The 23,204-nt window shown below is 38.5% G+C and carries 19 protein-coding genes; 12 read left to right on the top strand and 7 right to left on the bottom strand.

Annotated elements, in window-relative coordinates:
• The first annotated feature begins 3 nt into the window (after positions 1 to 3).
• Entirely contained in the window at positions 4 to 405 is a 402-nt protein-coding gene (locus E6C50_RS10380; protein ID WP_136403162.1) for a hypothetical protein, read from the top strand.
• 153 nt (positions 406 to 558) lie between these two features.
• A complete protein-coding gene (locus tag E6C50_RS10385; RefSeq protein ID WP_136403163.1) occupies positions 559 to 765 on the top strand; it encodes a hypothetical protein in 207 nt (68 codons plus the stop codon).
• A gap of 537 nt (positions 766 to 1,302) precedes the next feature.
• Here E6C50_RS10385 and E6C50_RS10390 read toward each other — a convergent pair.
• Positions 1,303 to 3,720: an alpha/beta hydrolase family protein gene (locus E6C50_RS10390; RefSeq protein WP_136403164.1), complete on the bottom strand. Its 2,418-nt coding sequence runs from the start codon at positions 3,718 to 3,720 to the stop codon at positions 1,303 to 1,305.
• A 222-nt stretch (positions 3,721 to 3,942) separates the two neighbouring features.
• On the opposite strand from E6C50_RS10390, the gene E6C50_RS10395 reads away from it, so the two are divergent.
• Positions 3,943 to 4,950 carry a 3-oxoacyl-ACP synthase III family protein gene (locus E6C50_RS10395; RefSeq protein WP_136403165.1) on the top strand — a complete coding sequence of 336 codons (1,008 nt, stop codon included), beginning with the start codon at positions 3,943 to 3,945 and terminating at the stop codon, positions 4,948 to 4,950.
• A 220-nt stretch (positions 4,951 to 5,170) separates the two neighbouring features.
• Here E6C50_RS10395 and E6C50_RS10400 read toward each other — a convergent pair whose 3' ends face one another.
• Positions 5,171 to 5,377: a hypothetical protein gene (locus E6C50_RS10400; RefSeq protein ID WP_136403166.1), complete on the bottom strand. Its 207-nt coding sequence runs from the start codon at positions 5,375 to 5,377 to the stop codon at positions 5,171 to 5,173.
• Between the two features lie 235 nt (positions 5,378 to 5,612).
• Between E6C50_RS10400 and E6C50_RS10405 the strand changes: the two genes are divergently transcribed.
• Complete coding sequence (locus E6C50_RS10405; protein WP_136403167.1) at positions 5,613 to 6,281, top strand: sterol desaturase family protein; 669 nt, start codon at positions 5,613 to 5,615, stop codon at positions 6,279 to 6,281.
• 72 nt (positions 6,282 to 6,353) lie between these two features.
• Here the strand turns inward: E6C50_RS10405 and E6C50_RS10410 are convergent, their stop codons facing one another.
• The gene (locus tag E6C50_RS10410; protein ID WP_136403168.1) at positions 6,354 to 8,744 is read right to left on the bottom strand and encodes a TonB-dependent receptor domain-containing protein; all 2,391 of its coding nucleotides are present in this window, start codon (positions 8,742 to 8,744) and stop codon (positions 6,354 to 6,356) included.
• Between the two features lie 300 nt (positions 8,745 to 9,044).
• Here E6C50_RS10410 and argS point away from each other — a divergent pair, with 300 nt between their 5' ends.
• The 5 genes from argS (at position 9,045) to E6C50_RS10435 (ending at position 15,754) form a co-directional block, all read left to right on the top strand.
• The gene (gene argS, locus E6C50_RS10415) at positions 9,045 to 10,820 is read left to right on the top strand and encodes an arginine--tRNA ligase (RefSeq protein ID WP_136403169.1); all 1,776 of its coding nucleotides are present in this window, start codon (positions 9,045 to 9,047) and stop codon (positions 10,818 to 10,820) included.
• Positions 10,821 to 10,849: 29 nt separating this feature from the next.
• Positions 10,850 to 12,313, top strand: a complete 1,464-nt coding sequence (locus tag E6C50_RS10420) for an SGNH/GDSL hydrolase family protein (RefSeq protein WP_136403170.1) — start codon at positions 10,850 to 10,852, stop codon at positions 12,311 to 12,313.
• Positions 12,303 to 13,724 carry a GDSL-type esterase/lipase family protein gene (locus E6C50_RS10425; protein WP_136403171.1) on the top strand — a complete coding sequence of 474 codons (1,422 nt, stop codon included), beginning with the start codon at positions 12,303 to 12,305 and terminating at the stop codon, positions 13,722 to 13,724. The genes E6C50_RS10420 and E6C50_RS10425 overlap by 11 nt, the downstream gene beginning before the upstream one ends.
• 14 nt (positions 13,725 to 13,738) lie before the next feature.
• Entirely contained in the window at positions 13,739 to 15,424 is a 1,686-nt protein-coding gene (locus E6C50_RS10430; RefSeq protein WP_136403186.1) for an MBOAT family O-acyltransferase, read from the top strand.
• Positions 15,425 to 15,547: 123 nt separating this feature from the next.
• Entirely contained in the window at positions 15,548 to 15,754 is a 207-nt protein-coding gene (locus tag E6C50_RS10435) for a hypothetical protein (RefSeq protein ID WP_136403172.1), read from the top strand.
• A gap of 103 nt (positions 15,755 to 15,857) precedes the next feature.
• On the opposite strand, the gene E6C50_RS10440 is transcribed toward E6C50_RS10435, so the two are convergent.
• The 4 genes from E6C50_RS10440 to E6C50_RS10455 form a co-directional block, all read right to left on the bottom strand.
• Entirely contained in the window at positions 15,858 to 16,730 is an 873-nt protein-coding gene (locus E6C50_RS10440) for a DUF7687 domain-containing protein (RefSeq protein WP_211089535.1), read from the bottom strand.
• On the bottom strand, positions 16,708 to 16,974 hold the full coding sequence (locus E6C50_RS10445; protein WP_136403173.1) for a helix-turn-helix domain-containing protein: 267 nt from the start codon (positions 16,972 to 16,974) through the stop codon (positions 16,708 to 16,710). The genes E6C50_RS10440 and E6C50_RS10445 overlap by 23 nt, the downstream gene beginning before the upstream one ends.
• 465 nt (positions 16,975 to 17,439) lie before the next feature.
• Positions 17,440 to 17,646, bottom strand: a complete 207-nt coding sequence (locus E6C50_RS17980) for a GNAT family N-acetyltransferase (RefSeq protein WP_262712820.1) — start codon at positions 17,644 to 17,646, stop codon at positions 17,440 to 17,442.
• 346 nt (positions 17,647 to 17,992) lie between these two features.
• Complete coding sequence (locus tag E6C50_RS10455) at positions 17,993 to 19,264, bottom strand: NAD(P)/FAD-dependent oxidoreductase (protein ID WP_136403174.1); 1,272 nt, start codon at positions 19,262 to 19,264, stop codon at positions 17,993 to 17,995.
• Positions 19,265 to 19,660: 396 nt separating this feature from the next.
• Between E6C50_RS10455 and ffh the strand changes: the two genes are divergently transcribed.
• The 3 genes from ffh to E6C50_RS10470 all read left to right on the top strand — a co-directional run bounded on the left by ffh (position 19,661) and on the right by E6C50_RS10470 (position 22,444).
• Positions 19,661 to 20,998, top strand: coding sequence for a signal recognition particle protein (ffh, locus tag E6C50_RS10460; RefSeq protein WP_136403175.1), 1,338 nt, complete (start codon positions 19,661 to 19,663; stop codon positions 20,996 to 20,998).
• A 62-nt stretch (positions 20,999 to 21,060) separates the two neighbouring features.
• A complete protein-coding gene (locus tag E6C50_RS10465) occupies positions 21,061 to 21,948 on the top strand; it encodes a bifunctional 5,10-methylenetetrahydrofolate dehydrogenase/5,10-methenyltetrahydrofolate cyclohydrolase (protein WP_136403176.1) in 888 nt (295 codons plus the stop codon).
• 1 nt (position 21,949) lies between these two features.
• Positions 21,950 to 22,444, top strand: a complete 495-nt coding sequence (locus E6C50_RS10470; protein ID WP_136403177.1) for a GNAT family N-acetyltransferase — start codon at positions 21,950 to 21,952, stop codon at positions 22,442 to 22,444.
• Positions 22,445 to 23,204 lie beyond the last annotated feature (760 nt).

The following is a 23,204-nucleotide window of genomic DNA, read 5'->3' on the forward strand; positions in this document are numbered from 1 at the left end:
ACGATGCCAAGAGAAGATAGCTTAATGCGGCAAATTAGTGAACTCGGATTCGCTTTAAAACGATTGATGGAACGAATGAAAGGCGGAGGATCCGGAGGCGGACTAACACTGGATTCGGATACTGTTAATAGTGCGTTGATAGAAGAAATGGGTTTTGGATTGGATACGTTGCTAAACGTGGAACCGGAAAATATCATTTCGTTCTTATTGGAAAATCCGGGATTTTCGGCGGACAATCTGGAACTGTTCGCAGATTATCTAACGCAGATTGAGCCGGAGAAAGACTACCAGGAAAATCTCTATAGGAAAGCTGTTGCCATCTATGACTATGTTAATAAAGCTACCGCTACCTTTTCGATGGAACGACAAAATAAAATACAAGCGATTCGATCGAAGTTGAAATAAAAGCTCCATTTGTTGGAGTTTTTTTTATGGCATAAAGTAACGGGGCATTGTTTTCATGAGTTGTTGTAAAACTGCGTTTTTTTTAAATCATTGTTATAAAAATATTTTTTTTTCTTAACTTTGGTAAAGACAGGATTTTAAAATGAAGGAGTTATGCAAGAGTTGAAATTTAAAATATCGCCGGGAACAATTCGGAAAGTCAATCGTATGCTTATTGCTAATAATGATGTTCGTTCGGAAAATGTTGGAAATTATAAAGGTGTGATTACAGTCAAGACTATTATAGATGGGATTGTAAGGATTAGAGAGATCAGCAGAGAGGAAATTAATGAAGCGTATGGGAAATCTCTAAACGAATAAGCAGCGAAATTATAATTACATTTATTCCAAACTGGTATAGGAAGATACCGATCTTATTGGACATATCGCTTATTCATTCTATAAGAAGAGTAAAGTCGAATATATTGAAAAACAGGGACAAAAAGGAAATTGCCTTACGGATACGAATTTAATAGCGTTTAATACCTTTTCGTCTTCCGATTGTGCTATCCAAAGCTATAAGGCCAAAGCAGAATGTACACTTCAGGGATTTATAGATAGTCTTCTTCAGGAAGAACTAAAAAATTATGATGGTCAGGTTGCAAGTCGGCAAACAGAAATACTAAAAGACATTATAAAGCCGCTTGTGCCTTCCTTTTGGAATAATATCGCAATCGGAGTAATCAGTTCTTTTGCATTTGCCCTTTTAATCGTCATTTTTGTGGTAATTGCAGAATATGGAAATAGTGTCGTCACTATTAATGTTGCAAAGGAACAAACCAAAATCCATCGCGAAAAATAAAAATACTTCGGTACAATAAAAAAATCCCTCTTTATTACAGGAGGGATTTTTTAGGATTAATTTTTAAGATATTTTTCAAGGAATTGATCCTGTTCCCATAACAAATGGAAAATATTTTCTTTGGCTACATAACCATGCGATTCTTTCGGTAGGATTACCATTCTTGCCGGTGCTCCCAAACCTTTTAATGCCTGGAAATAACGCTCCGTTTGTAACGTAAACGTTCCCGGGTTGTTATCGGCTTCTCCGTGAACCAGTAAAAGCGGTGTTTTCATTTTTTCGGCATTCATAAACGGAGACATCTCGTTATAAATGTTAGGCACTTCCCAATAGTTACGTTGCTCGCTTTGGAAACCAAAAGGAGTTAGTGTCCGGTTGTACGCACCACTACGCGCGATACCACAAGCAAATAAGTTGGAATGCGTTAATAAGTTCGCTGTCATAAAAGCACCGTAGGAATGTCCGCCAACGGCAACTTTTTTACGGTTGATATACCCTAATTTATCCACGGCATCAATCGCTGCTTCAGCATTGGCTACCAATTGCGGAATAAAAGTATCGTTTGGTTCGGTTTTTCCTTCACCAACAATTGGGAAAGCAGCATCATCCAAAATGGCATACCCTCTAGTTACCCAATAGATAAACGATCCGTAGTATGGGAAGGTAAACTCATTTGGGTTGGACGAACTTTGTCCGGCGCTGTTTTTGTCTTTGTATTCGGTTGGGTAGGCCCAGATTAGTAACGGTAGTTTGTCTTTTTTAGCCGTACGATCGTAACCCGCAGGTAAGTATAGCGTACCCGATAGTTCCACACCGTCTTTACGTTTGTATTTGATCACTTCTTTATAGACGTTTTTAATACTCTCAAACGGGTTGGCAAAATCGGTAACCTGTGTTAACTGATTTTTCTTTTTGATGTTGCGGAAGTAATAGTTCGGGAACTCACTTTTGGACTGAATTTGCACCAAAACATCACCTTTTTTGAAATCCTCTATAGAGAAAATGCTCTCCATTTTATCGGTATAAGCCGATTGATACAGACGTTTTGTCTTTAAGGTTTTGATGTTGAATTCGTCGATAAAAGGAAACTGTCCATTTTTGGTATAACCCGCCCCGATTAAAAAGGCGTTGTCATTTTCCAATGCCAGAACACGTTTTCCGTAAGCATTTTTAACGGTTTCAAAATTCCCCGGATCGGAATAAATATCCTGTTCGTTTCGATCCCAGATTACTTTTGGTGTTTCCGACGAATTCGACGGGTTGATCAGATAGGTTTTGGTATTACGTGTGTCATACCAACTGTCGGATACAATCGCGATTTTATCATTACCCCAAATGATATCGCTAAAACGTTGTTGCGTTTTTACCAAGGGCGTTGGATTGGAAGTAAAAGGCGCCGACCATAAATACAACTGGTCGCGGAATTCCACTTTGTTTTCCGGATTTCCTTCATCCAATGCTTCGGCAAAGAAAAGTGTCGCCGGAGCATCGTTTCTCCAGTTCATACTTCTTTTTCCTTTTCGTACGGCCATAAAACCTTTTGGCATGATCTCCGTTAACGGAACTTCGTTTACCACTTTGACTTCTTTTCCATTTACATCATAAACGGTAGTTTTTTGCGGAAAACGGTTTAAAGGTACGATATACGAAAACGGCTTTTGAAGGACAGTTACCAATAGGTAATTTCCGTCCGGTGAAAATGTTTCTCCGGCGTACATATCGGCGGTTTTAAAAAGACTGCTTTTACCATCCAATCCGATACGGTATAATTCCGAAGTGGTTATGTTTTCGAAGTTGGCTTCATCGGTTCTGTTTTTTAACAAATCCTGATACGTTCTGTTTTGGGAAACTTTTCCTTCACTGGTCGATACAATCGGACCGTTGGGTAAGTCTTTTTTAGCATCGATTAAAGCCGGTCTGTTTTTCGGTAACATTTTTACCAAAAGACTTTGCCCGTCGCGGAACCAATTTACCGGATTTCCAAGATTGGCATTCAAATTGGCATCAGTTAGTTTTGTGGCTTTAGCCGTCGCAATATCCAAAATCCATAATTCCACTCCGGTGGCAGTGGTATGGGTAAACGTCATTTTTTTCTCATCCGGCGACCACGAAAGGTTGCTGATCTTCGGATTTTGCGGTAAACCTTGTACCTGTATTATATTTTTATCTTTAATACGGCGCACTTTAATGTTGTTCATATAAGTTACCGTACTCGAAATATTGGTTACCGGGTTGATACGTAAACCGCCCAGGCGTAGTTCCTCTTGGTTGAGGTCGTCCAGACTTTTGTAGGTGTTGCGATAGGTGAGTAGCATCCATTCTTTTTTGGTATCCATGATAACGGATGGCGCTCTTTCAAAATCGGCCAACTGTAAGATACTGGCCGGCGGTTTCTGGTAGGTGATGTTTTCCTGTGCGAATAGCGGAGTAATTCCCAATAGCACAAATAAAACCGATTTGTACATTAATTTCATATTCGTGTTACGATTAATAGTGATTTATAGCTTACGAAGATTTCGTATAAAGGATAGGTCTACGATAGCCGACTCTTGTTACAAAAGTGAGGTAAGTTTTATGAAAAAAGAAGGTTGTTTGTGCTAACGGTCTGAGATTGTGTAAAAAATAAAAGGATAAGGTGACATGTTTTTTTATAATTTGTAAATTTGCATCCCTGTTTTTAATAAAAAAATAAAAAAATGTATCAGTCAAGAATTTCAGGATTAGGCTATTACGTTCCCGATAATGTGGTAACGAATGACGATTTGTCAAAAATTATGGATACCAACGATGAGTGGATCCAGGAGCGAACCGGTATTCAGGAGCGACGCCATGTAATTAGAGGAGAAGATACCACCACAACGATGGGCGTTAAAGCTGCTAAAATTGCAATCGAACGTTCCGGTGTGGCGAAAGAAGATATTGATTTTGTAGTTTTTGCAACCTTAAGTCCGGATTATTATTTTCCGGGACCGGGTGTTGCTGTGCAAAGAGATCTGGGATTGCGTACGGTGGGTGCTTTGGATGTACGGAATCAGTGTTCCGGATTTGTATATGCACTTTCGGTAGCCGATCAGTTTATCAAAACCGGTATGTATAAAAATATATTGATTATTGGTTCTGAAGTACATTCTACCGGATTGGACATGACCACCAGAGGTCGCGGTGTTTCGGTGATTTTTGGTGATGGTGCCGGAGCGGCGGTTTTAAGCCGAAGCGAAACGCCGGGTAAAGGTGTATTGTCTACGCATTTGCATTCCGAAGGGGAACATGCCGACGAATTGGTGTTAAAAGCGCCGGGAATGGGACAACGTTGGGTAACGGATATTTTGGCGGATAATGATCCGAATGACGAAAGTTACTATCCGTATATGAATGGACAATTTGTGTTTAAAAATGCAGTGGTTCGTTTTAGCGAAGTGATCATGGAAGGATTACAGGCCAACAACCTACAGGTAGCCGATATCGATATGTTGATTCCGCATCAGGCGAATCTGAGAATTTCACAGTTTATTCAACAAAAATTCAAACTGACCGATGATCAGGTTCATAACAATATCCAGAAATATGGAAATACTACCGCTGCATCGATTCCGATCGCTTTAACCGAAGCCTGGGAACAAGGGAAAATCAAAGACGGTGATACGGTAGTATTGGCAGCTTTCGGTAGTGGATTTACCTGGGCAAGTGCGATTATTAAGTGGTAATTACCAATAATTACATTTTCCGGTTTTAGTATTATAATATGCCAGAAGCACGGCTATAATGATAATCACTGGCATAATATATTGTTTTGTAAACAACATATATCCAACGCAAACTAAAACCATAATCAGGGTTAGAATTGCTTTAAGTAGTTTCATAATCGGATAAAATTAAAATTGACTAGAGCGGTTAAATAGTAACCGCTCTATTTTTTTAACAGTATTATAGTTGCCCGTGACATGCCCCTAAATTATTGCCTACTTCCCAGATAAAACCTGCAAAACCAAATGCTAAAGTTATAGGTCCGCCAGCTGCAGAAAGCAAGAGACCACCTGATGCGATTCCTGCACCAATTAACGCATTTTTACAATCGTGGTTTAAGTGTCCTCCACTTATCATTTTCATTTCAGATAGTGTTAATTCTTTCATGGTACGTGTTTTAAGATTTTCGTTTGTATAGAAGTTACAAAATAAAGTGATTACCTACTGCTATTACGATTGTTTTGACCTTTCATGTTTGATGAATGTCCAGGTAAAAGAGCACTAAAGGAATAAGAGAAGCGCTAATCCTGGAATATAATAAATGTATATTTTGTATTTCTGTGAAAAATAGTGTAAATTATACAACGGTTTCGAACAATGTTTCACTTAACACGATTGTACAATGAAGCACAAGACCATTTATAACAAAGGCCAGGCGCAGCTTTTTAAAAATAAATATCTGGAGATGCTCACCAAAACGCATCCGGCCGTAATTTGGGGTATGTATATCCCGATAGTAGCAGGATTATTGTTTATCGCAAATCATCGGTATCATATAGAAGTTCGGAATGTCATTTTCCTTTTTTTCGGGGGAATGCTGTTCTGGACTTTTTTTGAATATATCGCACACCGGTTCGTGTTTCATTTTATTTCCGATAATCCGCGGTTGAAACGGATTTCCTATGTGTTACACGGCAATCATCACGAATATCCGCGCGATCGGGAACGGCTGTTTATGCCTCCGGTGCCTAGTCTGATTCTGGCTACGGCGCTGTTCCTTTTGCATTATCTTTTTTTATGGGATTATACCTGGGCTTTTTTTCCGGGGTTTATGTTTGGCTATTTGCTATATGCATCGATGCATTATGCGATTCACGCTTATGCACCGCCTTTTAAGTTTATGAAACCGCTATGGCGCAATCACCATTTGCATCATTATAAAGAGGAGCATTTGGGTTTTGGTGTGAGTAATACGTTTTGGGATCGCCTTTTCGGAACCATGTTTGATCTGACAAAAAATGCCGAGGATCCGGAAAAAACAAAAGCGCTGCAATTTGAGAAGAAAAAATAGAATGAAAAAACCCCGGATATACTCCGGGGTTCCTCAAACAAATTATAATAAAAATCTAAAACTCTTGGAGTATTAGAACATACCACCACTACTTTGTTTGGTGTTGTCCTCACGTTGTTTACGCTGTAAAGCTCTGTTTTTTCCGCCACCGAACATATAATTAAATCCTACGAACAATGACTGACTTTCCCAACGGAATTCTCCTTCACCCGGATAAGGGTTCTGACTTTCGAATCCGTATTTCATGGTTTTAAAGATATCGTTGAAACGGATGCTCAAAGAGGCTTTGTTTGCCCAGAAGCTATAACGGGTTCCCGCGTCAATTTTATACATGGCTTTGCTGTTTGCCTGAACACCATCTACCGGTCCTCTATAGAATCCGAATAAAGAAAAACGCAGACTTTTTGAAGCTTTAAAGTTGTTGTTTAAACGGGCATTAAAAGCTGCCGCATCAATCTGTTTTAAAGTATAATCGAAATCTCCGGTTACGTCATTTTTAATGGCGACAACACCTTTCTGGCGAATGTTTGAGAAGTCAACACTTGGCTGAACATCCCACCATGAATTGAATTTATAGTTGGCTGAAACCTCAAAACCATACGCTAAGTTTTTATCAAAGTTGGTATAACTCATGATGATTTTTTTGGTACTTGGGTCAGCATTTGGATCCGGATAGAATGTACGGGTAATCTCATCGTGAATATCACGGTAATATACTCCGGCTGTTACCGAACCGTTTTTCAGCATTCGGGTATAGTTTACTTCTACCGAGTTGGTAAATTGAGGAACCAATTCCGGGTTACCAACGGACGTTACTCTTGGTGTACTGAATTCACGGATTGGCTTGGTTTGTTCTACACTCGGACGATCCACTCTACGGCTCATACTAATCTGGAATTGGTTTTTCTCAGTTGGTGTATACGTAAGGTAAGCCGATGGATAAACGGTAATATAGTCGTTTTTAAACGGTGCATTTTGTCCGTTTTGGAAATAATCCGCCTGAACTTTATAACTCTCTAAACGCGCACCTAACTGGTAGCTGAATTTTTTAAACTTCTGACCGAAAGTAGTGTAGAAGGAATAAATATCCACATCATAATTAAAGTTCGCATTTGGTGTGTTTAAACGGGACGTTAGGTAATTATTGTCCGTACGCATTAAACGCGCTTCAGCTCCCATTTCCAAAGTCGATTTCTCGTTTAACGGGTTTACATAATCCACGTTGATAATCGTACTGTTACGGTTGTCTTTTACATAATCGGCATAGGGATTTAAACCACCACCCATTGGGTTAAAAGAGGCATCTTGATTACTTTTGGTATGATTGTAGTTCGCTTCCACATCCAAAGTATGGCCTTCTTTTCCAAACAGGTGTTTGTAAGCCAGGTTGTAGGTGCTGTTTACGTTATCAGTGTCGTAAATGTCCTTTTGTGTGATGTTATTGGCTGCGTTCGGGAAAAACAGATCCGTACGAACATTTCCTAAACCGCTTGTAAAGCTTTGATTGGTATAGGCTGAAATGGTATTTTTATCGTTGATGTAAAAATCCATTCCCGCTTTAAACATATGTGTTTTGTTGTCGTTACTGATGTCAAAAAGTTGTAGGGAATTGTCATCAAATTGTTTGATTTCACCTTCGTTTAAGCGTTCTCCCAAAGTGTTACCGTAGGTTCCGAAAAAGTTCACTTTCCCGCTGCGGTAGTTCATGTCCAACGTATTGTTGTACTTCGGTACGTCACCAAATGTGATACCGGTATTAAAGTTTCCGTTAAAACCATTGTTGGAATTTTTGTGCAATACGATATTAATAATACCGGACATTCCTTCCGGATTGTATTTTGCCGATGGATTAGTGATCAACTCAATTTTTTTAATTGAAGTCGACGGAATTTGCTTTAATAACTGAGAAGCATCCATATTGGTTGGTTTTCCATCAACCAATATACGTACGTTTTCGTTTCCGCGTAGGGAAATTTTTCCGTCCTGATCTACGTTTACCGATGGGATATTGTTCATAATATCGGACGCTGTTGCACCGGCAGTGGTAAGGTCACGACCTACGTTTACGACTTTTCGGTCGATTTTTTGTTCGATGGTAGAGCGTTCGGCTACTACGGTAACGCCTTCCAGTTGTTTGGCTTCCGGTTCAAAGGCAATAGTACCCAATGCAACGGCTTTGTTTTCCGGTGTAATGATTATTGATCGTGTCAGGGTTTTATAACCCATATACTGAATTTCCAAAACATATGATTTTGGTGCCAGTCCGCCAATAGTGAACGAACCGTTGTCTTCTGTAATACCTCCGGTAACCACTTTATTGTTTTCTTTAATGGCAATGGTGGCATATGATATCGGTTCTTTAGAAGCCTTATCAACCACCTTACCCGTGACAGATCCCTGAGTTTGGGCGTAAAGATTACCGATAGCGGCAAGCATACAGATTAAGAATAGTTTTAGTTTCATGTTTGATTGTTTTTCTAATTGATGATTATTTCCCGGATGCAAATGTATAGTAATATTCCAGTTGTTTGTATAACAAAGTACTATTTATAACAGGTTTAAATAGGAATTCCTACAAAACCCGGAAATGGATACAATGAATAGACAGAAAAAAGGGGGTTTTGTTACAAAAAAAACGTAAAAAATATGCAAATTAGTGAAGGGAAATGTAAAGACTTGAAAATCAATAGTTATTTTTGTTATTTTCAAATTTACAAATTACTGAATTAAACGTATCTTTGCACGCTTAAAAATAAAATCACCATGACATTATCACAAATTCTTACGCCTCCTATACAAAAAGCGATACAGGTATTATTTGATGTTACACTCGAAAAAGTTGAATTTCAGGTAACACGCAGGGAGTTTGAAGGCGATATTACAATGGTAATTTTTCCGCTTTTAAAACTGATAAAAAGTAATCCGGTTGAACTGGGAACAAAAATAGGACAATATCTGGTAGATAATACCGAAGAGGTCGTGCGATTCAATGTGGTTTCAGGATTCCTGAATATCGTGATTGACGATGTTTACTATCTGAATTTTTTCAACACTATAAAAAATGAGGCGCAGTATGGTTTCTGCTCGCCAAAAGAAGGCGATAAGGCCATAATGGTAGAATATTCATCGCCCAATACAAACAAACCGTTGCATTTAGGGCACGTTCGTAATAACCTGTTAGGCTATTCGGTTGCCGAAATCCTAAAAGCAGCCGGTAAAAAAGTGTACAAAACACAAATCATCAACGATAGAGGAATTCATATCTGTAAGTCGATGTTGGCCTGGCAAAAATTTGGACAGGATCAGACGCCGGAAAGTACCGGATTAAAAGGCGACAAACTGGTAGGAAATTTTTATGTGACGTTTGATAAAGAGTACAAACAACAGATTGCAGCGTTAATGAGCGAAGGCAAAACGGAAGAAGAAGCCAAAAAACAGGCTCCGATCATTCTGGAAGCTCAGGATATGCTACGCAAATGGGAAGCTGGCGATGCGGAAGTTGTAGCACTTTGGGAAAAAATGAACCAATGGGTATATGACGGATTTGCTGTGACCTACAAAAATCTGGGCGTTAATTTTGATAAAGAATATTTTGAAAGCAATACGTACCTGCTAGGAAAAGATGTGGTACAAATGGGACTGGAAAAAGGCGTTTTCTATAAAAAAGAAGACGGATCGGTTTGGATCGATCTTACCGCCGACGGACTGGATGAAAAACTGGTGTTGCGTTCGGATGGTACGGCTGTTTATATGACACAGGATATCGGAACCGCGATTCAGCGTGTAAAAGATTTCCCGGATGTAGGTGGAATGGTATACACGGTAGGAAACGAACAGGATTACCACTTTAAAGTATTATTCCTGATCCTGAAAAAATTAGGCTTTGATTGGGCTGAAAGTCTGTATCATTTGTCCTATGGAATGGTTGAATTGCCTTCCGGAAAAATGAAATCCCGTGAAGGAACGGTTGTGGATGCCGATGATTTAATGGAGGAAATGACCGCAACGGCACAATCCATTTCGGAAGAATTAGGAAAACTGGACGGTTATTCCGATGCCGAAAAAGCAGCACTTTATAAAATAATTGGAATGGGTGCGTTAAAATACTTTATGCTAAAAGTGGATCCGAAAAAGAGCATGTTGTTTAATCCGAAAGAATCCGTAGATTTTGCCGGAAATACAGGACCTTTTATTCAGTATACCTATGCCCGTATTCAATCCATTTTAAGAAAAGCAACTTTTAGTCTGGACGAAATTGTAAGTGTTGAATTACACGAAAAAGAAAAAGAACTTATAAAACAGATCGCGTTATATCCGGAAGTAATTCAAAATGCGGCTTCGCATCATAGTCCGGCGTTAATCGCAAATTATATCTATGATCTGGTAAGAGAGTACAATTCGTTTTACCAATCGGTTTTAATTCTTGGAGAAGAAGACAACCAGAAAAAAGTATTCCGGGTACAGTTATCTGAAAAAGTAGGACAAATCATCGAATCGGCATTCAAACTTCTGGGTATTCAGGTGCCGGAACGAATGTAATTCAGGATCAACGATTAAATAATAAGACGGTGAATCAGCCAAAATCATATTTTTTTCAATCACTTGCCATTATTGCCATTTCGATTGTAGCTTTTATTGTTTTTAAATCATTCCTTCCTAAAAAACTGTTTACGGAAACAGGAGGTAATTCTAAAAATGTAGTAATCGACAGTTTGCTTCTGGAGGCTATTGAAAAAGATAGTATCGATAGAGGAGAAGCGGATACTATTTCCAAACAGCCAATTCAATTTAAGGCTGTGGATGGTATTGTTTTCCCAACGGAAACCTTTCAGGATTATAAAGGATTTCAGCATTTGGTTGGATTTTTTGAAAAATTGTTCCAACTGGAAACCAATAAGGAAGGAAAAGTACGTATCGCTTATTTTGGCGATTCGATGACGGATGGCGATATGATTGTACAGGATTTTCGTTCGAATTTCCAAAATCGCTTCGGCGGAAATGGTGTCGGTTTTGTAAACATTACTTCAGAATCAGCAGCATCCCGCGGATCGATAAAACACGAATTTTCGACCAATTGGAAAACACAATCGTATCTGAATGTGAAACGTCCCAAAAAACCGTTCGGAATTAACGGACATGTGTTTTTTGCAAATGATACTGCTCATGTGGAATGGGTAAAATACAAAGCTTCGAACCTGCAGCATCTTAGTGAATTGTACAATCCAACCCTATTCTACGGAAAGTCGGGAAATAAAGAAGCTAAAGTCGCCTATAAAGTAGGTAACGATACCATTTATAAAAAACTAAATCCATCCCGACTGGTAAATAGTTTGACGTTGGGTAGCACGGTTAAAAACCTGAAAGTGGATTTTATCAAAGCGGATTCTATCCCGGTTTACGGATTTAATTTTGATGATGGTAAAGGTGTGCATGTGGATAATTTTTCGAACAGAGGAAATTCCGGTTTGCCAATCACAACATTCAATACCGAGGTAATGCGCCAATTTCAGGAAAAATTGGGATACGATCTAATTGTTTTGCACTATGGAACCAATGTGTTAAACTACGGTTCGTATAATTATGGATGGTATGAACGCAAAATGACCAATGTGGTAAATCACCTGAGAGAGTGCTTCCCTGGTGTTGCGATTTTAATCGTGTCTACAGCAGATAAATCGACAAAATACGACCTGGAAATGAAAACCGATTCGGCTGTTGTACCACTAACCAATGCACAGAAAAAATATGCCATCCAGTCGCAATCCGGATATATTAACCTGTATACGCTTATGGGAGGGGACGGATCCATGGTGAAATGGGTGGAAGAAACACCGGCATCAGCAAATAAAGACTATACACACTTTAATCACAGAGGTGCTAAAAAAATATCCGACCTGATCTATAACCAGATCAGTCAGGGATATGAGCAGTACAAAAAACTACGTGCGGCCAGAAAAGCACCGGCAGTACCAAAAGCTGTAGTTAAAAAAGACAGTGTGACCGTTAAAAAAGACACTACTCATGTGCAATAAATTCCTTTTTATACTGCTGTATGCCTTTTATGGTGGACCTGCTTTTTCTCAGGTTGATTCCCTTGAAACGGTAGTCGATACACTGGCTATAGAAGAGCAACCCGTCGTTTACGGCGATAACAAAATTACGAATACGGCTGCGTTGCAAAAGTTCTTCGAAAAACTATATACGTTGGAAGTCACTGGTAAAGGAAAAATCAACATTCTACATGTGGGCGATTCGCATATTCAGGCGGATTTGTTCACCGGTGTGGTTCGGAAAAACCTGCAATATAAGTTTGGAAATGCAGGACTTGGTTTTTCCTTTCCGTATAATCTGGCGAAAACCAATGGAAGTTACTACATCCGTTATTCATCAAACGAATCCTGGAGCAGTTATCGGAATATAAATCCGGTAAATGGAAATCCGGTAGGATTAAGCGGAATTGCGTTAACTACCAATGCTAAGGATTTTGCCGTGGAAATCAACGTAAAAGATCCGGCATACGAATTTAATACGCTAAAAATCCTGACACCACAAGATCAGAATCTTTTTGATGTGGCAATCAGTTCCAAAACAATTGTATTGGAATCGAATGTTCCGAAAAAAATCAATCATAAAATTAAAAAGGGGGAGGTTATCTCGATCATTGCCGAAAAATACAATATTTCGGTAGCTGAACTGAAACGAGCCAATGGCTTAAAAAATAATAACATTCGTGCCGGAAAAACATTGCGTATTCCAACGAATGAAATGCAAAAGAAAAGTATTAAACGTTCGGAGTTTATCCCATTATCGCTAGAACAGCAGGATGGGGTTTATACTTATTATAATGCCGAAACGATTAAAAAAATATACCTGTTGCCTAACAAAAATGCATCCAAGTTTGCATTAAACGGATTGGTGTTCGAAAAAGACAACCCGGGAATTGTTTACAACAGCATCGGTGTTAACGGAGCTAAGTTTTCGGATTATAATAAATACCCGTTATTTTTTGATCAGGTTCCGGCATTACATCCGGATTTGGTGATTGTTTCACTGGGCACGAATGAAACCTTTGATAAAATGGACGTTACGGCCTATATGGCACAGTTAAACCAGTTTGTAGAGACGATCAAACAAAAAAATCCGGATGCCGAAATAATAGTAATGACACCACCACCGTCGTTGTTATACCGCCGCTCTCTGAATACTTTTGCAGCCGACTATACCCGTGAGATTAACACACAATCCGAAAGCAAGCAACATGCGGTTTGGGATATGTTCTCCATTTTTGGAGGATTATACGGTGTGAACAGAAATTACCGTCAGGGGTTAATGGCTGGCGATAAAGTACATTATTCCAAGGCGGGTTATGAAAAACAAGGAACATTGTTTACGGAAGCCCTTTTACAAGCCTACGAGAATTATAAAACAAATTTGAAAAATTGATTACGTTTTTGAATATGCAAGATTGGTTTGCCCATAATATAACGTCGCTTTTTACCGGAATTACTGGAGAAACAGTAAAAAATTGGTTTTTATACAATCCGAAAGAGCCGTTGTTGTTTAATACCGGATTATTCCTGGGGTTATTTCTCGTTTTTTATTCGGTCTATATTCTAACCCGAAAAACGTTTCATCTGAGATTGATCTATGTGATCTGTTTCTCGTTATTTTTCTATTATAAATCCAGTGGAATCTATTTCCTGTTACTACTGGCGTCGTCAGTGGTCGATTATAATCTGGGGAATATTCTGCACCGAGAAAGCAGAGCAGCCATAAAAAAGATCTATCTCGCTTTTAGTGTGGTGTTAAACCTGAGCTTTTTGGGTTATTTTAAATATACCAATTTTATAATTGAAAACTATAATGCCCTTTCCGGAGAACATTTCGATTTCCAGAAGATCATCCTTCCGGTTGGAATCTCTTTTTATACCTTTCAGTCGATCAGCTATATTATAGAAGTATACCGAAAAGAGATTGAGCCAACTAAAAGTTATGTCGATTATCTGTTTTTCGTGTCGTTTTTCCCGCAATTGGTGGCCGGACCTATCGTACGAGCTAAAGATTTTCTGCCTCAGATATATCAAAAACTGAACATCACTAAAGACGATGTAAACCGGGCATTATTACTGATTATCGGTGGATTGGTCAAAAAAACAGTAATTTCCGATTATATTTCAATCAACTTTGTCGATCGGGTATTTGATGCACCATCGAGTTATACGGCATTCGAAAACCTGATGGCGTCCTATGGATATGCCATCCAGATCTATTGCGATTTCTCAGGATATTCCGATATGGCGATCGGGGTTGCCTTATTACTGGGATTCAAATTGCCAACCAATTTCCGTACACCCTACCAGTCGGCCTCGATTACAGAGTTCTGGAGAAGATGGCATATTTCATTATCAACCTGGTTAAAAGACTTTTTATATATATCTGTCGGAGGAAATCGAAACGGTTCCTTTGCCGGATTTTTATTCCCGGCGTTGTTTTTCTTTGGATTGATCGTTTGGGGAATCAACTATGCGCCTACGAGTAATATTCCATTAATTCTGGCGGTGAGTTCATTGGTTGTGTTTTCGCTGACATTCCTTTTGTCACGTGATAAAGAACGTACGATGTTTACCAATGTGAACCTGTTAACGACTATGTTACTGGGCGGTTTGTGGCATGGTGCGAGTCTTCGTTTTATTATTTGGGGGGCATTACATGGAGTGGCTTTGGCTGTTCATAAAATCGTTATCGAATATTTTCCTTCCCAAAAAGAAGAAAAGAAAGGTTTTGGCGGAAAAATAGGACATGTATTTGCTATAATTCTGACGTTCCATTTTGTAACTTTTTGCTGGATCTTTTTCCGGGCTAAAGATTTTACGACAGCTTTGGAACTGATTCATAATATCGGTAATCTGACATTTGATCCGGAACAATGGAAAGTGATTGCGATGGGCTATAAAAATGTGTTTATACTCATGGCATTTGGTTTTATCTGGCATTTCCTGCCTGAAAAAATTGTAAATACCATGCAGGGAGGTTTCCGGGCGTTGCCAATTGTAGGAAAAGCAATTATTCTCGGATTGGCATATTGGTTGGTTTATGCCACGGCATCGGCAGGACCACAACCGTTTATCTATTTCCAATTTTAAAATATAAGGAAATATTAAGAAGGTATTATGAGCATCATTCTGTTTTTTTGCTAATTTTGAAACAATTCTGCTAAAGCAGATGCCTTGAAAACAATCTAATAATTAATCAAAAATAAGTAAACAATGAAAAAATTAATGGCAATTGCAGCGGTAGCGCTTTTCACAGTATCGATGAATGTTAATGCACAGGAGCAAAAACCAAAAGATAAAAAAGAGTGTTGCTCTGCTAAAGGAAAAGGTGAAGCTAAAAAAGCATGTTGTTCTGCAGATAAAGCTACAGCAAACACTGAAAAAAAAGCATGTTGTTCTAAAGATGCTAAAAAAGCATAAGGATATTACAACTTTAAAAGCCGCTTATTTAAAGCGGCTTTTTTATGTCAGAACTTGTTAGGGTAAAAAGTGTAAGATAAGTTTTATGGTTAGTTCGCGATACCTATTTGGAGTTGCGATTGGATTCTATGTCTTTTTTCCATTCTTCCACTAATTCTGGGATTCGGGTTACAACTTCACGTCCAAAAATTACTTCGTCGACCAATCCTATATGCATCAGATCAATCAGTCGGCACAAATAGGATTTTCCTTTCATCCACCAGGTATAATAGTCGTCTATTATTAGATAATTTTTTATTGATTTCCCGGTTTGAGATTGGGCTTCGGATAATTCCCAGCCATCCAGTTGAGCCGCATAAACACTATCGGACACACGACTGCCGAAAGTAGTGGTGTAATAGTATTCCTTGATTTCCCATATCGCTCTCGGGTTTGTTACCGATGGAAAAACACCGTTCGCTCTTCGGGGTAGTACTCGTACCGGAAAATTATCTTCCGTAATGACTGTTAATTCCTTTGGTGCAAAATCACAACTGTATTCTCCTTTATACTTGCAAATAAGCATATTGACAATCCCTTTTAAATAAGCATAGTCTTTTTTCTCCTTTTTTTGTTTGTTTAGTGGCAACGGACAATCGGAATTTAATTCCTTTTTCAAGGAATAAAATAGTTCCTCTGCCTCATTCCGATTCATTAATAGCGGAAAAATGACGTTGGTTAATAATTCTCTTCGGTATTTCATATAAGCAATAATATGCCGGCCAAATTCTGTTAGGCCATCATTATTAATCAATTTGCTATAGTTGTAATGATCGTTCTTGAAGGCCTCAATGATTTGTTGAATTGTCGGAACTACCAGATTGGTTTGTGGATTCGCGGCACTCGGTTTTTTGGTAAAACCAAGCCTTTGATTTAATATTTTAATGTTGGCCCAAAATTCTAACGGCTGGTTTTTAAATCTTTCGTTTGGTTTCATCGGATTTTAATTTCTGTTCAAATGTTGTTATAAACTCGCTTAATGTCATATTCATTGCTTCAACAAAGGATTTCAATTCGATAAGATCAATCCTTCTTTCGCCATTCTCAATTTTACTGATTAATGACTGTGGAACGCGCAATTGGATCGCCAGATCGTTCTGTCGCATATTGTTGTCGGTTCTTAAATTATATAAGATTTCCCGCAGTATTCGGTATTCTTTACTATAAAGGCTTTTATTCATGAGAACTAAAATATTGATTGTTAACGCATATCCCAAATCAGGATGTTGTGGCTACATGAAGGGAATAGTTGTAATATTTGCCATTATAATTTTGAAAAGACCTGAATTATATGCCGTTCAGGATAATAACAGTATAATAAAAAGGGATTAAATGAGAAGGTTATAGTAAAATTGAGAAATCAATATTATATTTTTTTGAATTCTTTTTTAAAAGAATCGGGTAATAATGACTGCAAGATGTCTGAAAAAGGGAACGAAGTACAGTGATCAATCCTGTAGTTTTATGTAGCATTGTTTGAAACGGATTACAAATATTGATTGATCAATCAATTAAAAGCATCCGGATATGTAAATCTTTTAATCGGAATAATAGCGTTGTAATTATCCGTTTAATAAAAAGGGTGAATTTTATTCATTCTTGATGTTTAATCGTGATTAGTCTTATACATGACTTACTAATGATACTTACACTTCTATTTGGTAGATCCTTGAAGTTTCTTCCCACGGATGGTGACCATCTCCGATATACTGGAAGCCGTATTTTTCGTAATAACCGATATGATCCGTGCTAAGATTCAGGTGTTTAAAACCGGCTGTACGGGTATCTTTTTTTGCCAGATCCAATAGTAAAGAACCATAGGCATGACCACGGTGGGCTTCGGCAATATATATGGCGCAAACCCAAGGTTAAAGATCCATTCGGCTTATAAAATCATTTGCGATCAAACCGGCACAGCCAATGATTTCGGAATTTTTTTCCAGTAAATACCATTGGGGTAACGGTTGTGCTGCATCGATACAATGACGGATGCAATTTTCATAGATGATAGCCGGTACTTCCGGCTAGCTTTGTTATAAATACGCGATCGCTGTGTCTGTATATTCCGGCTTTTCCCGGACGGATAGAATTCTCATTGTGATTAAATTTATAAATAAGTTATAATTAATCTTATAAATTAAAGAATGTAATACTATAACGAAAGGAGCGTAGCATTGAAATTGCTATTATGATATTGATTTAAGATGACGTATCATCATTTTTACCTGGCCGAATGATCATTCGCAACGGCTGGTCTTTCGAAAAATAAGCAACTGTCCAGTTGTATAAAGTTTGCAATCGGTTGCGATAAGTGACGAGTGACATCAGGTGAATAAACAACCAAACCAACCAGGCAAAAAATCCGTTAAAATGGACTTTCGGTTTTTCAAGGTCAACGACGGCCTTGTTTTTTCCGATAATGGCCATCGATCCTTTGTCATTATAGCTAAAAGGAGTTAGTGGTTTTTGGGCCACCATAGCCTTAAAGTTTTTCGCCAGATGGCGCGCTTGTTGAATGGCAACCTGTGCCAACTGCGGATGTCCGTTTGGAAATTTCGGATCGGTTACCTGTATACAGGTATCGCCTACGGCATAGATATTTGGAAACTCTTTAAGTTTGTTGTGTTCGTCCACCTGCATTCGTTTGCCACGACCATAAACGGTTTCCGGAATACCGTCAAATAGTTTGGCACTTACACCAGCCGCCCAAATCAGGGTTTCGGTTTTAATGGTTTTTCCATCGGCAAAATAAACCGTACCATCTACATAATCTTTAACCTGTGAATTTAATCGCACTTTAACACCAAGTTTCGTTAGTGCTTTATAGGTATTTTGTTGCGAATTGACACTCATCGGAGCCAAAACAGCCTTTCCGCCATCAACCAGATAAATGTCGCTTAAGGTATTGGCCAGTTCCGGATATTCTTTTCTCATAATCCCGTTGCGCATTTCGGCAAACATTCCGGATAATTCCACTCCGGTTGGTCCGCCGCCGGCAACTACGATTGTTAATAGCTGTCGTCTTCTGCGCGGATCTTCACAAATAGCCGCTTTTTCCATTTGTTGTAATAAACGGTTTCGCATTTCGACAGCATCGTTTAAGGTTTTCATCGGAATGGCATTTTTACGAACATTTTCCATGCCGAAATAATTACTCTCGGCACCGGTAGCAAATACCAGTTGGTCGTATTCTAATTCGCCATTCGAAAGGATTACTTTGTTGTTTTTGGTGTCAACCCGAAGGAGTTCCGCCAATCGGAATGTAATGTTTTTTTTGCCCGAAAATAATTTCCGGAACGGATAACTAATACTGGAAGGTTCCAGAAATGCGGTCGCTACCTGATAAATGAGCGGTGGAAAAAAATTATAATTGTTCTTGTCTACCAGTATCACCTGAAAATTGGGATTATTGGCCAACGCTTTTGCCAGATTGATACCGGCAAAACCACCTCCTATGATGACTATTTTCATACGCGTAGTATTTTAAAAAACGGAATGTTTTTACAGTAGTATTCGTGTTAAATCAACACTATAAATTTACCCATTTACAAACGGATAACCAATTGGAAAACACGATTTCATATAAAATATAACAAAGCATTAACTTTTAAACACTATTTTCATCGATACACTAAAAAAAGCGATAAAATAAAATTGAGTCACCAAAATCAGATCCTGTGTTTTTTGAAAAAATGAAACATAATTGAGTCGGAAGTGTCGATTTTTGAGTCGGAATCGCATATAATGCTGTGTAATTCGCAAAAGGATTGACTTGTAGTTGCAATTCCTGTTTTTTTGTGGAACGATTCTGTGGAACTTCAAAATCAAATTCTTAAATTTGCACCTCATTAAACGAAACACAGAATCATGTTTGATAATTTAAGTGATAAACTCGATAAAGCCTTTCATATATTAAAAGGTCATGGAAAAATTACGGAAGTAAACGTTGCCGATACCTTAAAGGAAGTGCGTAGAGCGTTACTGGATGCCGACGTTAATTTTAAAATTGCCAAAGATTTTACCACACGTGTAAAAGAAAAAGCCATCGGTGAGGATGTATTAACAACTTTACAACCAGGGCAATTAATGGTGAAAATCGTTAAAGATGAATTAACCGAGTTGATGGGTGGGGATGTAGCCGGAGTGAATTTGTCTGGAAATCCATCTGTGATTTTGATGTCCGGTTTACAGGGATCCGGTAAAACCACTTTCTCCGGAAAGCTGGCAAATTTCCTGAAAACAAAGAAAAACAAAAAACCTTTATTGGTAGCCTGTGATATCTACCGACCGGCAGCGATCAATCAGTTGCACGTAGTTGGGGATCAAATCGGTGTGGAGGTGTATTCCGAACCGGAAAATAAAAACCCGGTTGAAATTGCACAAAATGCAATTAAACACGCAAAAGCCAACGGTTATAATGTGGTGATTGTCGATACGGCCGGACGTTTGGCAGTTGACGAAGAGATGATGACCGAAATTGCCAATGTTCACAAAGCAATCGAACCACAGGAAACCCTTTTTGTAGTGGATTCCATGACGGGTCAGGATGCGGTAAATACGGCAAAAGCGTTTAACGATCGTTTGAATTTTGATGGAGTTGTTCTGACAAAATTAGACGGGGATACTCGTGGTGGAGCGGCTATTTCGATTAAATCGGTGGTAAACAAACCGATTAAGTTTATCGGAACCGGAGAAAAAATGGAAGCGATTGACGTTTTCTATCCGTCACGTATGGCCGACCGTATTTTAGGTATGGGAGACGTAGTGTCCTTAGTGGAAAGAGCTCAGGAACAATATGACGAGGAAGAAGCACGAAAATTGCAAAAGAAAATCGCGAAGAATGAATTCGGATTTGATGACTTCCTGACACAAATTCAGCAGGTTAAGAAAATGGGTAACATGAAAGACCTTGTCGGAATGATTCCCGGAGCTGGAAAAGCCTTGAAGGACGTGGAAATTGAAGACGATGCCTTCAAACATATTGAAGCCATTATTTATTCGATGACACCAGACGAACGAAAAAAACCGGCGCTATTGGATGCGAAACGTAAAGCAAGAGTCGCGAAAGGATCCGGAACCAATATTCAGCAGGTAAATCAATTGCTGAAACAATTCGACCAGATGAGCAAAATGATGAAGATGATGCAGGGAGCAGGTGGGAAAAACCTGATGCGAATGATGGGAGGAATGAAAGGAATGAGATAAAATAAAGACGCGATTAGTCGCGTCTTCTTTTTTAGATAAAAACAACACACAAATACACACGAATGCAACTACTAGACGGAAAAAAGATTTCGGAGGAAATCAAAAATGAAATTGCTGCCGAAGTGCAGAAAATGAAAGAAAACGGAGAAAAGGTGCCGCACCTGGCGGCTGTAATCGTTGGTAACGACGGAGCGAGTCTTACTTATGTAGGTAGTAAAGTAAAAGCTTGCGAAAGAGTAGGCTTCGAATCGACTTTGGTAAAATTGCCAAGTACGACTTCAGAAACGGAATTACTGAAAAAAATCAAAGAATTAAACGAAGATGATGCTATCGATGGATTTATCGTGCAATTGCCGTTACCGGATCAGATTGACACGCAAAAAGTATTAATGGCGATCGATCCGAGTAAAGATGTGGATGGTTTCCATCCGGAGAATTTCGGAAAAATGGCATTGGATATGTCAACGTTTATTCCGGCAACACCATTTGGAATCCTGGAATTGTTAGAGCGCTACAATGTGGAAACAAAAGGAAAGCACACGGTGGTAATCGGAAGGAGTCATATTGTAGGGCGCCCGATGAGTATTTTGATGGGAAGAAAAGGGTTTCCGGGAAATTCTACAGTTACCTTAACGCATAGTCATACTAAAAATATTACCCAGATCACCAGTCAGGCGGATATTATTATCACGGCATTGGGAGTTCCTAATTATCTGAAAGCAGAAATGGTTAAGGATGATGTAGTGATCATCGATGTGGGAATTACCCGGGTGGCAGATGAAAAATCGGATAAAGGATATGTGATCACCGGAGATGTGGATTTTGATAATGTAAGCAAAAAAGCATCCTTTATTACACCGGTACCGGGAGGTGTTGGTCCGATGACAATCGCCATGCTGATGAAAAACACATTATTGGCAAGAGAACAAAAAAGATTAAAAGCAGAATAAAATGATCATTACCGAGGTAACTTCACAAAATCAATTGGAAATTGTAAAGTCTTTGGCCTATATCATCTGGCCGGATGCTTATGGTGCTATTTTATCGGAAACGCAATTGGAGTATATGCTTGATAAAATATATGCGATTCCGGCATTGGAGCAGCAACAGCAAAATGGACAACAATTTGTTTTGGCGGAAGAAGATGGGGTGTATTATGGATTTGCTTCTTTTCAGGTTAATTATAAGGAAGGGAAAACCAAATTGCATAAAATATATGTACTACCGCAAACACAGGGTAAGGGTGTTGGAAGGTTCCTTTTGAATTATGTGGAAGCTGCAGTTGATCAAAATAACAATTCCACCTTGTTGTTAAATGTGAACCGTTTTAATAAAGCGATCGATTTTTACAAAAAACAGGGTTTCGAGGTGATTGGTGAAGAGGATATTGATATTGGAGAAGGTTATCTGATGGAAGATTATATAATGGAGAAGAAAATAAAATAATAGAAGCCGCAGGATTTCCTGCGGTTTTTTTGTTTTACTACACCTTTTACACCTGACAGGTTTTTGAAACCTGTCAGGTGTTTTATTATATAAAGTATGTAGATCAAAATAATTTTTGGTTCGGATTTAGTGCTACCTATATATAATAGTAGTTTTTTTATTTATGGATAATCGATTTTTTACAACGGATCAGATATTATTTTTCAGAAAGCGCACCTATATATAGGTATGATTCTACTAATTTCGGATGAGCTGACAGTTTTTTGGAACCTGTCAGGTCTGGTATTTCAGGAATAAAAAAAAGGCAAAAACGCCAGTAAAACCGGATAATGAGAGCAAGGATGCCCTGACCATCAAAAAAAACGGGTATTGTTATGTATTTGTAATGAGGTTGTTAAGAAAAAGATTTAAAAAAAGGTATAATAAAGTTTGCGAAACCGGAAAAAGGTTCTAGTTTTGCAGCCGCAATAAGGGAGTTCATTGAATGTAGAGTACGGCAGATTGGAAATGACTAAGGTTAGAAAAAAAGTCAAAAAAGATTTGCGAGAAATAAAAAAGTGATTTACCTTTGCCACCCGCAAAACAGGGAAGTTCTTAAGGGTATTGAGTGAGAAAAGTGAAGAAAATTTTTTCAAAAAAAACTTCAAAAAAATCTTGCGAGAAACAAAAAGAATTTTTAGTTTTGCAGCCGCTAACAAGGAGACTTGTTAGGGAAAAATAAAGAGAATTAAGTTCATAGACATATTGGATTGACAGCATA

Source organism: Flavobacterium supellecticarium, assembly GCF_004801375.1.
GTDB classification, from domain to species: Bacteria; Bacteroidota; Bacteroidia; order Flavobacteriales; family Flavobacteriaceae; genus Flavobacterium; species Flavobacterium supellecticarium.